At 45.0% G+C, this 13,864-nt stretch carries 15 protein-coding genes and 1 tRNA gene; 11 read left to right on the top strand and 5 right to left on the bottom strand.

Annotated elements, in window-relative coordinates; all coding sequences use genetic code 11:
• Positions 1 to 77: 77 nt before the first annotated feature.
• The 5 genes from prmA to IRQ95_RS18005 all read left to right on the top strand — a co-directional run bounded on the left by prmA (position 78) and on the right by IRQ95_RS18005 (position 4,883).
• A complete protein-coding gene (prmA, locus tag IRQ95_RS18025) occupies positions 78 to 965 on the top strand; it encodes a 50S ribosomal protein L11 methyltransferase (protein ID WP_194438502.1) in 888 nt (295 codons plus the stop codon).
• 139 nt (positions 966 to 1,104) lie between these two features.
• A complete protein-coding gene (gene dusB, locus IRQ95_RS18020) occupies positions 1,105 to 2,073 on the top strand; it encodes a tRNA dihydrouridine synthase DusB (RefSeq protein ID WP_194438500.1) in 969 nt (322 codons plus the stop codon).
• Positions 2,074 to 2,096: 23 nt separating this feature from the next.
• Entirely contained in the window at positions 2,097 to 2,393 is a 297-nt protein-coding gene (gene fis / locus IRQ95_RS18015; RefSeq protein ID WP_000462885.1) for a DNA-binding transcriptional regulator Fis, read from the top strand.
• Between the two features lie 309 nt (positions 2,394 to 2,702).
• Positions 2,703 to 3,719 (top strand): alcohol dehydrogenase AdhP, encoded by a 1,017-nt coding sequence (gene adhP, locus IRQ95_RS18010; protein ID WP_194438561.1) that lies wholly within the window; start codon positions 2,703 to 2,705, stop codon positions 3,717 to 3,719.
• Positions 3,720 to 3,899: 180 nt separating this feature from the next.
• Complete coding sequence (locus tag IRQ95_RS18005; RefSeq protein WP_194438498.1) at positions 3,900 to 4,883, top strand: sensor domain-containing diguanylate cyclase; 984 nt, start codon at positions 3,900 to 3,902, stop codon at positions 4,881 to 4,883.
• 15 nt (positions 4,884 to 4,898) lie between these two features.
• Here IRQ95_RS18005 and zntR read toward each other — a convergent pair whose 3' ends face one another.
• Positions 4,899 to 5,336: a Zn(2+)-responsive transcriptional regulator gene (gene zntR, locus IRQ95_RS18000; protein WP_194438490.1), complete on the bottom strand. Its 438-nt coding sequence runs from the start codon at positions 5,334 to 5,336 to the stop codon at positions 4,899 to 4,901.
• Positions 5,337 to 5,597: 261 nt separating this feature from the next.
• Here zntR and purH point away from each other — a divergent pair, with 261 nt between their 5' ends.
• Both purH and purD read left to right on the top strand, forming a co-directional pair.
• Positions 5,598 to 7,190 (top strand): bifunctional phosphoribosylaminoimidazolecarboxamide formyltransferase/IMP cyclohydrolase, encoded by a 1,593-nt coding sequence (gene purH, locus IRQ95_RS17995; protein WP_194438488.1) that lies wholly within the window; start codon positions 5,598 to 5,600, stop codon positions 7,188 to 7,190.
• A gap of 282 nt (positions 7,191 to 7,472) precedes the next feature.
• Positions 7,473 to 8,762, top strand: a complete 1,290-nt coding sequence (gene purD / locus IRQ95_RS17990) for a phosphoribosylamine--glycine ligase (protein ID WP_194438486.1) — start codon at positions 7,473 to 7,475, stop codon at positions 8,760 to 8,762.
• A gap of 59 nt (positions 8,763 to 8,821) precedes the next feature.
• Here purD and IRQ95_RS17985 read toward each other — a convergent pair whose 3' ends face one another.
• The gene (locus IRQ95_RS17985; RefSeq protein WP_194438484.1) at positions 8,822 to 9,517 is read right to left on the bottom strand and encodes a DUF1481 domain-containing protein; all 696 of its coding nucleotides are present in this window, start codon (positions 9,515 to 9,517) and stop codon (positions 8,822 to 8,824) included.
• A gap of 47 nt (positions 9,518 to 9,564) precedes the next feature.
• Positions 9,565 to 9,837, bottom strand: a complete 273-nt coding sequence (gene hupA, locus IRQ95_RS17980) for a nucleoid-associated protein HU-alpha (RefSeq protein WP_075649482.1) — start codon at positions 9,835 to 9,837, stop codon at positions 9,565 to 9,567.
• A 351-nt stretch (positions 9,838 to 10,188) separates the two neighbouring features.
• Here hupA and IRQ95_RS17975 point away from each other — a divergent pair, with 351 nt between their 5' ends.
• The gene (locus tag IRQ95_RS17975) at positions 10,189 to 11,289 is read left to right on the top strand and encodes a CNNM domain-containing protein (RefSeq protein WP_194438482.1); all 1,101 of its coding nucleotides are present in this window, start codon (positions 10,189 to 10,191) and stop codon (positions 11,287 to 11,289) included.
• Positions 11,290 to 11,343: 54 nt separating this feature from the next.
• On the opposite strand, the gene IRQ95_RS17970 is transcribed toward IRQ95_RS17975, so the two are convergent.
• Positions 11,344 to 11,931 (bottom strand): YjaG family protein, encoded by a 588-nt coding sequence (locus IRQ95_RS17970; protein ID WP_075649484.1) that lies wholly within the window; start codon positions 11,929 to 11,931, stop codon positions 11,344 to 11,346.
• A 72-nt stretch (positions 11,932 to 12,003) separates the two neighbouring features.
• Here IRQ95_RS17970 and IRQ95_RS17965 point away from each other — a divergent pair, with 72 nt between their 5' ends.
• From IRQ95_RS17965 to IRQ95_RS22310, 3 genes are read left to right on the top strand one after another with little or no spacing between them, the layout of a single operon-like run.
• Positions 12,004 to 12,930, top strand: coding sequence for a D-2-hydroxyacid dehydrogenase (locus IRQ95_RS17965; protein ID WP_194438480.1), 927 nt, complete (start codon positions 12,004 to 12,006; stop codon positions 12,928 to 12,930).
• Entirely contained in the window at positions 12,930 to 13,499 is a 570-nt protein-coding gene (locus IRQ95_RS17960) for a uracil-DNA glycosylase family protein (protein ID WP_194438478.1), read from the top strand. Before IRQ95_RS17965 ends, IRQ95_RS17960 begins: the two co-directional genes overlap by 1 nt.
• 2 nt (positions 13,500 to 13,501) lie before the next feature.
• Entirely contained in the window at positions 13,502 to 13,624 is a 123-nt protein-coding gene (locus tag IRQ95_RS22310; protein ID WP_267254612.1) for a hypothetical protein, read from the top strand.
• Between the two features lie 162 nt (positions 13,625 to 13,786).
• On the opposite strand, the gene IRQ95_RS17955 is transcribed toward IRQ95_RS22310, so the two are convergent.
• Positions 13,787 to 13,863: transfer RNA gene (locus tag IRQ95_RS17955), tRNA-Asp, on the bottom strand.
• Between the last annotated feature and the right edge of the window lies 1 nt (position 13,864).

The following is a 13,864-nucleotide window of genomic DNA, read 5'->3' as shown; positions in this document are numbered from 1 at the left end:
TTACGTGGGCATTTTTGCTTCTGGCTGCTAAACTCTGCGCCAATATCCTGATTCAACCACGTTAAGAGCACATACTCATGCCTTGGATTCAAATCAAACTCAATGCGACCAATGAAAACGCCGAAATGATCGGTGACATGCTAATGGAAGAGACTGGCGCGCTATCCGTAACCTTTTTAGATGCGCAAGACACACCAGTATTTGAACCTCTACCAGGCGAAACGCGCTTATGGGGTGATACCGATATTCTGGCTCTGTATGATGCCGAGGCTGATACTCAGTTCGTTCTAAGTCAAATCAAAGCAAGCAACATGCTAGCGGAAGACTTTGCTTACAAAGTTGAGCAAATTGAAGATAAAGACTGGGAACGTGAATGGATGGATAACTTCCACCCTATGAAATTCGGTGAGCGTCTATGGATCTGCCCAAGCTGGCGTGAAATCCCAGAGCCAGATGCGGTCAATGTTATGCTCGATCCTGGTCTTGCTTTTGGCACAGGTACTCACCCGACAACTGCGCTGTGCCTAGAGTGGCTTGAAGGTTTAAACCTACAAGGTAAAACGGTCATCGACTTCGGTTGTGGCTCTGGCATTCTCGCGATCGCAGCGATCAAACTGGGCGCAGAAAAAGTTGTCGGGATCGATATTGATCCTCAAGCACTATTGGCATCTAAAGATAACGCTGAGCGCAACGGCGTAGCAGAACACCTTGAAGTGTTCCTTCCTCAAGATCAACCTGAAGGCCTAATCGCAGATGTGGTTGTTGCTAACATTTTGGCAGGCCCATTACGTGAACTGGCTCCAATCATTAAAGGTTTGGTTAAAGAAAATGGTCTGCTAGCAATGTCTGGTGTGTTAGACACTCAAGCGGAAGATGTGGCTGACCATTACCGTGACGAGCTTCACATTGATCCGATTAAAGAGCAAAGTGAATGGTGTCGCATCTCTGGTCGCAAGCAAGGCTAGACAAGGTTTTTGCGGCTAATAGCCTGAAATTTAAACAAATTAACAAAACAATTTGTAAATGCTCAAATATTAGTCTTTTCACGCAGTGAAAAAATGCGTAAAATGCGCGCCCTTGCTGGTACAGAACTGTGAAGACGTTTTGAAAATAGGTAATTATCAACTTAAGAACAAACTAATCGTTGCTCCAATGGCGGGCGTTACGGATAGACCTTTTCGAGAGTTGTGTCTCCGATATGGTGCGGGTATGGCTGTCAGTGAAATGATGTCGTCAAACCCAAAGCTTTGGAAGACTGCGAAATCAAAACAGCGCATGGTACACGAAGGCGAATCGGGCATTCGTTCGGTACAGATCGCAGGCGCTGATCCCCAGCTTATGGCTGAAGCAGCTCAGTTTAGCGTTGAAAACGGTGCGCAAATCATCGATATCAATATGGGCTGCCCAGCTAAAAAAGTGAATAAGAAGCTAGCCGGTTCTGCATTACTTAAGTATCCAGATATCATCGAAGATATTCTGAAAACGGTAGTCAATGCAGTCGATGTTCCTGTGACATTGAAAACCCGTACTGGCTGGGACCCAGAAAATAAAAACTGTGTCCACATCGCTAAATTAGCCGAAGACTGCGGCATACAAGCTTTGGCCCTTCACGGGCGCACCAAAGCGTGTATGTACAAAGGTGAGGCAGAATACGACAGCATCAAGGCGGTAAAACAAGCCATCTCAATTCCGGTTATCGCTAACGGTGATATCGATAGTCCTGAGAAGGCAAAATTTGTACTGGATTATACCGGTGCAGACGCTCTGATGATTGGACGCCCTGCCCAGGGTCGTCCTTGGATTTTCCAGGAAATCCAGCACTATTTGGAAAACGGCACCGTAATGCCACAGCTTCCTCTCGAGGAAGTCAAAGGCATTATGCTTGGTCATGTGAATGCTCTGCATGAATTTTATGGAGAGTTCTTAGGCCCTCGCATTGCTCGCAAGCATGTGGGTTGGTACCTAAAAGAACATGAACAAGCTAACGAGTTTCGCCGTACCTTCAACGCGATCGAGATTGCTGCAGAGCAACTTGAGGTGTTAGAAGGTTATTTTGATAACGTTGCACCATAATTACGAGAAGAGCTAGACCGAATATGTTCGAACAAAATCTAACTTCAGAAGCATTAACAGTAACTACAGTAACTTCACAAGATCAAATCACGCAAAAGCCACTACGTGATTCTGTTAAAGCGTCTCTTAAAAACTATCTTGCTCAATTAAACGGTCAAGAAGTTACAGAACTATACGAATTAGTTCTAGCTGAAGTTGAACAGCCACTACTAGACACCATCATGCAGTACACTCGCGGTAACCAAACTCGCGCAGCAACTATGATGGGCATCAACCGCGGTACTCTTCGTAAGAAACTGAAAAAATACGGCATGAACTAATCTTTGTTGGTTCATCATTAATTAAGAGGTCATGTTAGCAATAACATGGCCTTTTTCTTTTCTGTCGTTTAAATATTGATAAATCACTCACCTGAACTCTCATCACTTCTAGCACGTAAATCCATACATTTTGTACACTCTTTTCGCATGTCCGCGTGATTGACTACTCGATCGCAAAACTGAACATTACTTTTACATTGAACAATTCTCATTTGAAGCGCAAGTTTTTATTAATCGCACAAAGGTTTGTCAGACCCGAGCAATCAGGATTGGTTGTCGGCTAATTAAAACAAACGGAGAATAACAATGATGAAAGCAGCAGTAGTAAGTGAATTTAAAGGGCCACTGGTCATTAAAGAAATTCCACTACCTAACGTGAAACCACGCGACGTCCTAGTCAAAGTCCATGCTTGTGGCGTCTGCCACACCGATTTACACGCTTGTCATGGTGATTGGCCAGTTAAACCCAAAATGCCTCTTGTACCAGGCCATGAAGGCGTAGGTGAAATTGTTGAGGTTGGCAGTGAGATCCATCACCTTAAAGTCGGTGACCGTGTCGGTGTACCATGGTTATACAGTGCTTGTGGCCACTGTGACTACTGCTTAGAGGGACAAGAGACTCTCTGTCTCGACCAACACAATGCCGGCTATTCCGTTGATGGTGGTTATGCTGAGTACTGTCTCGCCAACGGCGAATACGTCATTAAGATTCCTGAGGGATTAAACTACGTTGATGCTGCGCCTCTTTTCTGTGCTGGCGTGACCACTTATAAAGCGCTAAAAGTGACTGGCGTAAAACCAGGACAATGGGTTGCCGCGATTGGTGCCGGCGGTCTTGGCCACCTCGCCATTCAATATGCTGTCGCAATGGGGATGAATGTGATAGCTGTCGATACTGGCGACGAAAAGCTAGCACTTGCGAAAGAGCTGGGCGCGCAACACACCATCGACTTTATGAAAGAGAAACCATCAGAACGTATTCGAGAAATCACTGATGGTGGTGTACATGGCGTGGTATGTACCGCAGTGTCTCAACCCGCATTTAAAGAAGCTTACGCCTCTATTCGCCGTGGCGGAGCCTGCGTGCTAGTTGGCCTACCACCAGAAGAGATGCCAATCCCGATCTTTGATACCGTGCTTAATGGCGTTAAGGTCATTGGATCAATTGTTGGGACGCGTAAAGATCTGCAAGAATGCTTACAATTTGCTGCGGAAGGTAAGGTCAAGGCCATTACGCAAGTGAAGCAGCTGGAAGACATTAACGAGATCTTTGCCGATATGGAGAAAGGTGAAATTACTGGTCGCATCGTCATGGACCTAAGCTAATTCTCTCCTAAAGCAGGCAGCCATTAGCGCTGCTTGCTTTGTCTAAAATTAAACAAGCATATGCCGTGCTATCCGTCTCATCCATTTAGCTAATAACTCTTCTGTCTATAAACAAAATTGTCATATGCAAATAATCCGTTACAATGGCAAATTCCGATTTTGATAAGAGATAGGCGTAATATGGTCAAAAGTAGAGAGGAATGGCTAGATTTTATTCTCAATTCCTTACCTGATCACGTCTTTATCTTAGATGAAGAAGGGAACTACATTGATAGCTATGGTGGCCAGTACTACGCAGCGAATTTTAATGCGAAAAGTTACATCGGTCTCAAGTTAGATCAAGTGCTATCTGCAAGTAAAGCAGCGGAACTACAAACCCATATCGATCAGGTTATTGCCTCTAAACAGACGCAAGTCGTCCGCTACAGCATCAAGCTGCAAGATCACCTTCTGCTCTCTCTTGAAGACCTGCAAAATCCAGGTCTACCAGAAGAAAGTTGGTTTGAAGCGATCATTAACTATGTAGAGCCAATAGGCCACCAGCAACAAGTGATGTGGTCTGTCCGCAATGTCACCCAAACTCACTTACTCGAGAAAAAACTTAAAAAGCTCTCAGAGACAGATGAACTCACAGGGGTGCTCAATCGCCGTGCATTTCTATTAGAGTTAGAACGTGAATTTGAAAAGCAACACCAACAGAAACGCCATTTGGTGTGCTTAATGATCGACATTGATCACTTTAAAGAGATCAATGATATGGTCGGTCACCTATCCGGTGACGAAGCAATCAAGCACGTTGCTGAGATCTGTCAAAAGCAAATTCGAGGTACTGACCATATTGGTCGCTTAGGTGGTGAAGAGTTTGGGGTGGTTTTGAGTAATACCAACGCAATTCAAGCATTTGATATTGCAGAGCGCATTCGCACTTCGATCCGATCGACCGCTTGTTTAGTTGATGATCAGGAAATCTTCCCAACAGTAAGTATTGGTATCGCTGAATGCAGCCAAGAAGTCGATTCGGTGAAGGCTTTATTAATCAATGCTGATAAGGCGATGTACTATTCGAAACGAATGGGACGCGATCAAGTGACTATTTATCACGATAATCTGCCGGACCTAAAAGTGCACTCAGCAGCTAAATCACAAATACTACGCGCTTGCTAACCACTAACCCTTTCTCTAGTCATGGTGATGACAACAACCTTCGCTCTTTTCTTGACTCGCTAAAGCGCCAAGAATAGAGCAGTGACTGGCATCGTCATCCACATCACCACAACACGCATCGTTAATTTTCTTTAAAGCGGTTCTGATACGCGTTAACTCTTCAATTTTGTCGTCAATCACTTGCAGTTTCGCGGTAGTGATCGCTTTGACCTCAGCACAGCTATGCTCTGTCGCTTCAAGCTTAATCTCGAGCAACTCTTTAATCTCTTCCAAACTCAGACCTAAGTCTTTGGCTTTAAGTACAAACGTAACTTGCTCTTGGTTTTTTTCGCTATATACGCGATAGCCAGATTCACTACGCCCGGCAGGCTGTATCAAACCATTTTTCTCATAAAACCTAAGCGTATCAGTGGTTACACCACAGCGTTTTGCCAATTCTCCAATTTGGAACATAACTTTTCCTATTAACTGTTTCGTTACTTATCACGCTAAAGATGGCGGAAATTACAATTATTTTTGCGATGCCAAACGATTGCGCGAGCTTTTTTGTAATAAATTAGTTAGAATGTGCGCCATCAAATTCAGAGCATCGCAAATGCTCTTTGAAATGGCAAAAGGTCTTTACCAAAACTGGCCAATATTCTAACTGTAGTTAGAAACAAGTTCATTTTTGGCAAGCATCTTTTAATTCGTGAATTTGAGGAAAATGGAAGCATGAATAACGCTCGTCCTATTCGCCGCGCGCTTATCAGCGTATCAGACAAAACAGGTATTGTTGAGTTTGCTCAAGCTCTAGCTGAGCGTGGTGTCGACATTCTGTCAACTGGTGGTACCGCTCGCCTATTGGCTGAAAAAGGTATCTCAGTAACAGAGGTATCTGATTACACTGGTTTCCCAGAGATGATGGACGGTCGCGTTAAGACCTTACATCCAAAAGTTCACGGTGGCGTCTTAGGTCGTCGCGGTCAAGACGATGACGTAATGGAAAAGCACGGCATCAATCCAATTGATATGGTTGTCGTTAACCTATACCCATTTGCTGAGACTGTCGCGAAAGAAGGCTGCACACTTGCTGATGCAGTTGAGAACATCGATATCGGCGGCCCAACGATGGTTCGCTCTGCCGCTAAAAACCACAAAGATGTGACGATTGTGGTTAACGCCAACGACTACCATCGCGTTATCACTGAGATGGACGCCAATGAGTCGTCACTAACACTAGAGACTCGTTTTGATCTCGCAATTGCAGCTTTCGAGCACACTGCTGCGTATGACGGCATGATTGCTAACTACTTCGGCACTATGGTTCCTTCCTATGGAGAGAACAAGGAAGGCGACGCAGAAAGCAAATTCCCTCGTACGTTCAACCAGCAATTCATTAAGAAGCAAGACATGCGTTACGGTGAAAATAGTCACCAAGATGCCGCATTCTATGTTGAAGAACATCCACAAGAAGCCTCTGTTTCGACCGCTCATCAAATCCAAGGTAAAGCGCTTTCTTACAACAACATCGCCGACACTGATGCCGCATTAGAATGCGTCAAAGAATTCAGTGAGCCTGCATGTGTGATCGTAAAACACGCCAACCCTTGTGGTGTCGCGCTGGGTAAAGATATTTTAGAAGCCTACAACCGCGCTTACCAAACAGATCCAACCTCTGCATTTGGTGGCATTATTGCGTTCAACCAAGAGCTTGATGCCGAAACCGCTACGGCAATCGTCGAGCGCCAGTTCGTTGAAGTGATCATCGCTCCGTCAGTATCCGCTGAAGCAATCGAAGTAGTTGCAGCGAAGAAAAACGTTCGCCTACTCGAGTGCGGTCAATGGTCAACTCAAACAACCGGCTTTGATGTTAAACGTGTTAACGGTGGCTTGTTAGTTCAAGACCGAGACCAAGGCATGGTAAGCATAGGCGACCTAAAAGTTGTCTCAAAACGCCAACCGACAGACGAAGAACTAAAAGACGCATTGTTCTGCTGGAAAGTAGCAAAATACGTTAAATCAAACGCAATTGTTTACGCCAAAGGCGATATGACGATTGGTGTCGGCGCAGGTCAAATGAGCCGTGTCTACTCAGCAAAAATAGCGGGTATTAAAGCGGCAGATGAAGGCCTAGAAGTAGCAGGCAGCGTCATGGCATCAGATGCTTTCTTCCCATTCCGTGATGGCATTGATGCGGCAGCGGAAGCGGGCATCAAATGTGTGATTCAACCTGGTGGTTCAATGCGTGATGACGAAGTTATCGCAGCAGCAGATGAACATGGTATGGCGATGATCTTTACTGGCATGCGTCACTTCCGCCACTAATTTCCTCTTCGTAATTGGCACAGTGGCGTTGTTAACGGCTTTCGCCCACCCCGGTCACATAGCGGGCTATGCTCCCGGAGATGGGCTCAATTGCTGCCTAGCCACATCACCAATTACTTTGAGCAAGACTTATAATTTTGTTTTTTAAATATTCCGATATTTGAAATACGTAGAGCAAGTCAGTGACTTTAGTTCAAGGAAAACACGCGGAGCTTATAACCATAAGTGAGCATGTTTGACATAGCAATAAAGGCTCTGAAGCAGCTATAAGGATTTTAAAACATGAATGTATTGATTATTGGTGCCGGCGGTCGTGAACATGCACTGGGTTGGAAGGTTGCACAAAACCCTAACGTAGAAACCATCTTTATTGCCCCTGGTAACGCAGGCACCGCTCTTGAACCTAAGCTTGAAAACGTCAACATCGGTGTAGAAGACATTGACGCCTTAGTTAGTTTCGCCAAAGAAAATTCAATTGAGCTAACCATCGTTGGCCCTGAAGCACCATTAGTGATTGGGGTGGTTGATGCATTCCAAGCGGAAGGTCTTGCGATCTTTGGTCCAACTCAAGGCGCTGCGCAACTGGAAGGTTCTAAAGCCTTCACTAAAGATTTCTTAGCTCGTCACCAAATCCCTACTGCCGCTTACGCTAACTTCACTGAAATCGAGCCAGCACTGGCCTACGTTCGTGAACAAGGTGCGCCTATCGTGGTGAAAGCAGATGGTCTCGCGGCAGGTAAAGGCGTGATTGTCGCAATGACGCTACAAGAAGCTGAAGATGCGATTCAAGATATGCTGGCTGGTAATGCATTTGGCGATGCCGGTAGCCGTGTGGTAATCGAGGAGTTCCTTGACGGTGAAGAAGCGAGCTTTATCGTGATGGTTGATGGTGAGAACGTTCTTCCAATGGCCACCAGCCAAGATCACAAACGTGTTGGCGATAAAGATACTGGGCCAAATACTGGTGGCATGGGCGCATACTCGCCAGCACCAGTGGTGACGACTGAGATCCACAACCGCATTATGGACGAAGTGATTTACCCAACGGTTCGCGGCATGGCTGCCGAAGGCAACCCATACACAGGTTTTCTGTATGCGGGTCTAATGATCGATAAAGATGGCACACCAAAAGTCATTGAGTACAACTGCCGTTTTGGTGACCCTGAAACTCAACCAATCATGATGCGTATGCAGTCAGATATGGTTGAACTTTGTCTTGCGGCGCTAGACAAGAGACTTGACCAAGTTGAATCGAAGTGGGATCCACGAGCATCGATTGGCATTGTGCTCGCTGCGGGTGGTTACCCAGCCGCTTACAACAAAGGTGATGTTATTTCCGGTCTACCGCAAGTAGAAATTGAGGGTGAGAAGGTTTTTCACGCCGGTACCGATAACAACGCCGGCGATATCGTCACCAACGGTGGTCGCGTCCTGTGTGCAACAGCTTTGGGTAATACGGTTTCTGAAGCCCAGAAACGCGCCTACGAGCTTACTCAGCAAATTAGTTGGAAAGGTATGTTCCACCGCAATGACATTGGTTATAGAGCGATTGAGCGCGAAAATAACGCATAATCACAACTCTAATAGCTATTCCGGTAATAAAAAGGCGCTCATTGAGCGCCTTTTTACATCTATTCTTCGAGGAGCTTCGGTCGCTCAATACAAGATTGATTATCGTCTTTGAGCATCAAAAGATCTTCGATCACCAGCTTGTCGCCTTCTTTACTACCAACAAATGCAACAAAGCTGTCTATGCCCGCTAAGCGCTCTACAACAAAACTAGGTAAACTCTGATTAAATGCGAGTTTGTGATATTCCTCTCCCGAGCAAGTCTCAAACTCACTGCCATCCCAATAGCCTTGGATTAACTCAAGACCATCTTTATGCTGTTTCTTGGTTTTTGTCGCAACGTTGTTCGCTTCACCCAGCAACTGAGAGAGCATTGCGTTTTTCATCGGTAGCACTTTGCCATCTAGACGGTATTGCTGATAAACCGCTTCACCTTGTTGATTGAAGCGCACATGCAATTTATAAGGAACGAGTCCTTGGTTGCCTTTCAGCTGTTCACCTTCACGAATCAACTCTCTTACGGTCCCCTCTTCCCAGCGATATTGACTCTGATACCAGCCATAGTCGCCGGCAACGACATAGTCTGCCGCACTCAATGGGATGGAGAGCCTATCGGTAAACCAATAGAGGCTTGCAGCGTCACCCATACTTTGACCACCAGAACTGTTCAATGTGGTTTCAAGAGTGGTATTTGAAATATCAGCTGAGCAGCCAAGAAGAAAAGAAGTGATTAGTGAAGATAAAAGAAGTTTTTTCATAGGATTTTGCAAACGCCAAGACCACTACGATCTTGGCGTTAATTTAATTATTTCACTGCGTCTTTAAGTGCTTTACCAGCAACGAAAGCAGGAACATTTGCAGCTGCGATTTGAATCTCAGCACCAGTCTTAGGGTTACGACCAGTACGTGCTGCGCGGTGGTTTACTTTGAATGTACCAAAACCAATTAGTTGAACTTGGTCACCCTCTTTAAGTGCGCCTGATACGCCCTCAAGAGTAGCTTCAAGAGCAGCTTTAGCTTGTGCTTTTGATAGGTCTGCTTTCTCAGCGATAAAGTCGATTAATTGGGTCTTGTTCATTAGGTTTCCCTTCTCATATGTTATCGAATTCAACTCACTCTAAAACATAAATGCCCCATCTGGCAAAGGTTTGTAAGCATTCTTTCGCTTTAATGCGTGACTTTTAACCATAATATGAGTATTAACTCACAAATTGTTACTGGTTGAGTCATAATCAATACTTGTTTTTCAACCAATTTAACCTTATTTATAAACCGCTCAAGTCATGTGAAGCCTGATATTACGGGGCTTGAGCGATGACAAAATACACACACCAATAATGCCCAGGTATACCGAACGTGCACTCATTGAGAACAGTGATAGCATTTCGCAGCAAAATTAGGTCGTGGTAATAACTTTTATAGGAACAATATGTTGCTGCTAACTATATACGTCACTGTCGCGATTGGCGTATCTTTTATCTGTTCAGTTCTCGAAGCGGTCTTACTAAGTATTACTCCGAGCTTTATTGCTCAAATGCGTCAACAAGGACACCCTGCAGCCGATAGACTGACTGCTCTGAAACAGGATATTGACCGTCCACTGGCATCAATCCTGACACTAAACACCATTGCTCACACCATTGGTGCGGCAACCGCAGGTGCACAAGCTGCTGTGGTATTCGGTAGTGAGTGGTTAGGCGTATTCTCAGGCGTGCTAACACTAGCAATTCTAGTGCTATCTGAAATCGTACCAAAAACGATTGGTGCGACATACTGGCGTCAACTAGCGCCATTTGCTGCAACAACTTTACGCTGGATGGTATGGTTACTGACTCCATTTGTTTGGTTCTCAGAACAAATTACCAAACGCCTTGCGCGTGGCCATGAAGCGCCAAAAATGCGTGATGAATTGTCAGCAATGGCACTACTAGCAAAAGAAAGTGGTGAGTTTGCAGAAGGTGAGTCGAAAATCCTAAGCAACTTGCTAGGCATTCAAGATGTACCAGTAACACAGGTAATGACACCGCGCCCAGTCGTATTCCGTGTCGACGCTGAAATGACCATCAAAGAGTTCCTAACCGAACATCGTGATACGCCATTCTCACGCCCGCTGGTTTATAGCCAAACCAATGACAATATTGTTGGCTTTGTTCATCGCCTAGAGCTATTCAAACTAAAACAGTCGGGCAGCGGTGATAAGCAGCTTGGCTCTGTAATGCGCCCTGTGCACGTTTTGCTAAATAACATGCCTTTGCCTAAGGCGTTTGACCAAATGCTGTCTAAGCGCCTTCAGCTTGCGCTAGTGGTAGATGAATACGGCACTGTACAAGGTCTACTAACTCTAGAAGACATTTTTGAGCATCTCGTGGGTGAAGAAATTGTCGACGAAGCCGATAATGCAACTGACATGCAAGAGCTTGCTTTTGAACGTTGGGAAAAATGGAAAAAACAACACGGTGTAATTGAAAGCCGTGATGACGACGAAGACGAAGATAAAAAAGAGTCTGAGCCGGTAGATAAAGATAAATAACTAGCTAGTTACATAGAATAACAAAGGGAGCAAATGCTCCCTTTTTAGTATTTATTAAAGACCAATGCCGATATTACTCACGCCTTCGTCTTTAAGCTCAGCGCGTAGATCTTTAATTAAATCAATATCGCGCTCTTCTGCGTCTTTTAATGGGCGGAAAATAGCCCATTGAACATCCCACTCAGCACAAACAGCTTCGTTGTCCTTCTGGTTTTCATCCGTAATCTCAATACCAGTCTGCGCTTCTTCTAATTGCGCTACAGTCACTACCGATTGCTGACTGACTTTCTGCATGCTTTCGAAAAGATCATCACGATCTAAAAGGCCGTGGATCATGGTAGAAAGAGCGACACATGCATCAATAGCAGGGTAAACACCGTAGAAATCGAAATCTTCTGAGCTTGGAATAATCTCTTCTAACTTCTCCAGTTGACGCTCAAAGTTAACCTTTGCCGTTTTCACTGTCAGTTGTTCCCAGATACTATCTAGAATGTCACGATAGGTGCGAGCTGGAGCAAACTGAGTGTTTTCACAAAACATTGCGTAGTTTGGGTACATACGCTCACACAGACAAGCCATAAAGGTTATCTGTTTCCAAGGTTCTAACTTCTCAAGACGAAGCTGAAGTGGGTTTCTTAGCATAATGGCTCAATTGGTTGCAGAAAAATACAGCGGCAGTTTACTTGATAACCAGCAGGGAAAAAAGCAAAGCCTATGAACATTTTTACGAAAAAACTCTATATCTTAACTGAGCAAAACGACACTTATCGACAATTAGTGGAGTCATACCAACTGCCTAACTTAGAGATAACTGACAACAAACAAGAAGCTCAAATAGTCCTTGCGGCACCTCCTCTGCTTACAAAGCGTCTAGATAAATTCCCTAAACTAGAATGGGTTCAGTCAGTCTATGCAGGTATTGATGCTCTAATCAAAGATAGCTTAAGGACTGATTATCTGCTGACAAATGTAAAAGGCGTATTTGGACAACAAATTGCAGAATATGTGCTTGGTCTAAGTATCGAGCACTATCGACACTTTAATCGCTATCATGAACAGCAACTTCGCCAGCAGTGGCAACCGCACTCTTACCAGACGTTAAGTAGCAAAACGATGGTTATTGTGGGTACCGGCGAGATTGGCAGTTACCTTGCTCAAACCGCAAAAGCATTCGGCATTTGCACAATCGGCGTTAATACCCGAGGCATACCAAAAGCTAACTCACCATTTGACCAAATTTATCACATTGATGAGCTTGCGAGCGCGATGGCCCAATCTGACATTGTAGTCAGTACCTTACCGAACACACCATATACGAAAGATGTATTCAATCACCAGTGTTTCTCCGGCACCAATTCAATTCTTTTTTTTAATGTTGGGCGCGGCAATTGCGTGAAACAAGAAGACTTACTTCAAGCTCTCGATAGTGGCAATATTGCCCGTGCATTCCTTGATGTCTTTGTGCAAGAGCCATTACCGAGCGAACATCCATACTGGACACACCCGAATGTGACTATAACCCCTCACATCGCGGCAGTAAGCTTTCCTGAGCAAGTAGCAAAGATCTTTGCTGATAACTATATAGACTGGGAGCAAGGCTACACACTGCAGAACAGCATTGATTTTAGTAAAGGCTATTAATGCTAGAACAACTATTGAATGAAATTAGACAGTGTCGTTTATGTGAATCTGCATTACCACTTGGTGCAAACCCGGTAATTCAGGCGCACAAAGATGCGCGTATACTGATCATTGGACAAGCTCCTGGTACACGGGTGCACAAAAGCTCTATACCGTGGGATGACCCAAGTGGAGATAGACTAAGAACATGGCTAGGGTTGGATAAAGAGGCTTTCTACAATGCCCAAAAAATCGCAATTATGCCAATGGGCTTATGCTACCCCGGAAAAGGACAAAGTGGTGATTTACCACCAAGAAAAGAGTGCGCACCCAGATGGCACCAAGCTGTTCTTGAACAACTCCCCAATATCGAAATGACTCTTTTGATCGGTCAGTATGCGCAAAACTACTACCTTAACGATAAGCCTAAAACATTGACTGAAACGGTGAAAAATTGGCAACAGTGGGCACCGGATTATATTCCTATGCCTCATCCTTCACCCCGCAATACTTTATGGCTTAAAAAGAACCCATGGTTTGAAAAGGAAGTTGTCACTTACATTCGAGAGTATGTGCAGCAGAAGATATAAAGATGGAACGCTTCGCTACGGATGCAGGATACGGACTCGGGAAAGGAGAACGCTGCGCTACAGATGCGGGAGAAGATCAAGAGCAAGAGCGTAGAATTGAGAGTCGAGAAGTACTCGCTAAATGATCGAAGTCGAGCATGCACTCCCGGTTCCCGCATCCGTAAGTGAGGCGCTAGCCGAACGTTCTCACATCCCGAAGCGAGATATCTTCGATATCGAGCGTTCCAATTTTATTTCTGATGGAAATGAAAAAAGCCCTGCTATTTCTAGCAGGGCTTCTCAATAAGTGGCGGAGTGGACGGGACTCGAACCCGCGACCCCCGGCGTGACAGGCCGGTATTCTAACCAACTGAACTACCACTCCG

Origin of the sequence: Vibrio fluminensis, assembly GCF_015278125.1 — a bacterium.
Classification (GTDB): domain Bacteria; phylum Pseudomonadota; class Gammaproteobacteria; order Enterobacterales; family Vibrionaceae; genus Vibrio; species Vibrio fluminensis.
The sequence above is the reverse complement of the archived record's forward strand: the minus strand, read 5'-3'. Positions and strand labels throughout refer to the sequence as shown.

Coding starts and splice junctions, on each gene's coding strand:
- hupA (WP_075649482.1), bottom strand. CDS start 9,837: ATGAACAAGACCCAATTAATCGACTTTATCGCTGAGAAAGCAGACCTA.
- IRQ95_RS17965 (WP_194438480.1), top strand. CDS start 12,004: ATGAACATTTTTACGAAAAAACTCTATATCTTAACTGAGCAAAACGAC.
- zntR (WP_194438490.1), bottom strand. CDS start 5,336: ATGTTCCAAATTGGAGAATTGGCAAAACGCTGTGGTGTAACCACTGAT.
- purH (WP_194438488.1), top strand. CDS start 5,598: ATGAATAACGCTCGTCCTATTCGCCGCGCGCTTATCAGCGTATCAGAC.
- IRQ95_RS17960 (WP_194438478.1), top strand. CDS start 12,930: ATGCTAGAACAACTATTGAATGAAATTAGACAGTGTCGTTTATGTGAA.
- prmA (WP_194438502.1), top strand. CDS start 78: ATGCCTTGGATTCAAATCAAACTCAATGCGACCAATGAAAACGCCGAA.
- IRQ95_RS17970 (WP_075649484.1), bottom strand. CDS start 11,931: ATGCTAAGAAACCCACTTCAGCTTCGTCTTGAGAAGTTAGAACCTTGG.
- IRQ95_RS18005 (WP_194438498.1), top strand. CDS start 3,900: ATGGTCAAAAGTAGAGAGGAATGGCTAGATTTTATTCTCAATTCCTTA.
- IRQ95_RS22310 (WP_267254612.1), top strand. CDS start 13,502: ATGGAACGCTTCGCTACGGATGCAGGATACGGACTCGGGAAAGGAGAA.
- purD (WP_194438486.1), top strand. CDS start 7,473: ATGAATGTATTGATTATTGGTGCCGGCGGTCGTGAACATGCACTGGGT.
- adhP (WP_194438561.1), top strand. CDS start 2,703: ATGAAAGCAGCAGTAGTAAGTGAATTTAAAGGGCCACTGGTCATTAAA.
- fis (WP_000462885.1), top strand. CDS start 2,097: ATGTTCGAACAAAATCTAACTTCAGAAGCATTAACAGTAACTACAGTA.
- IRQ95_RS17975 (WP_194438482.1), top strand. CDS start 10,189: ATGTTGCTGCTAACTATATACGTCACTGTCGCGATTGGCGTATCTTTT.
- IRQ95_RS17985 (WP_194438484.1), bottom strand. CDS start 9,517: ATGAAAAAACTTCTTTTATCTTCACTAATCACTTCTTTTCTTCTTGGC.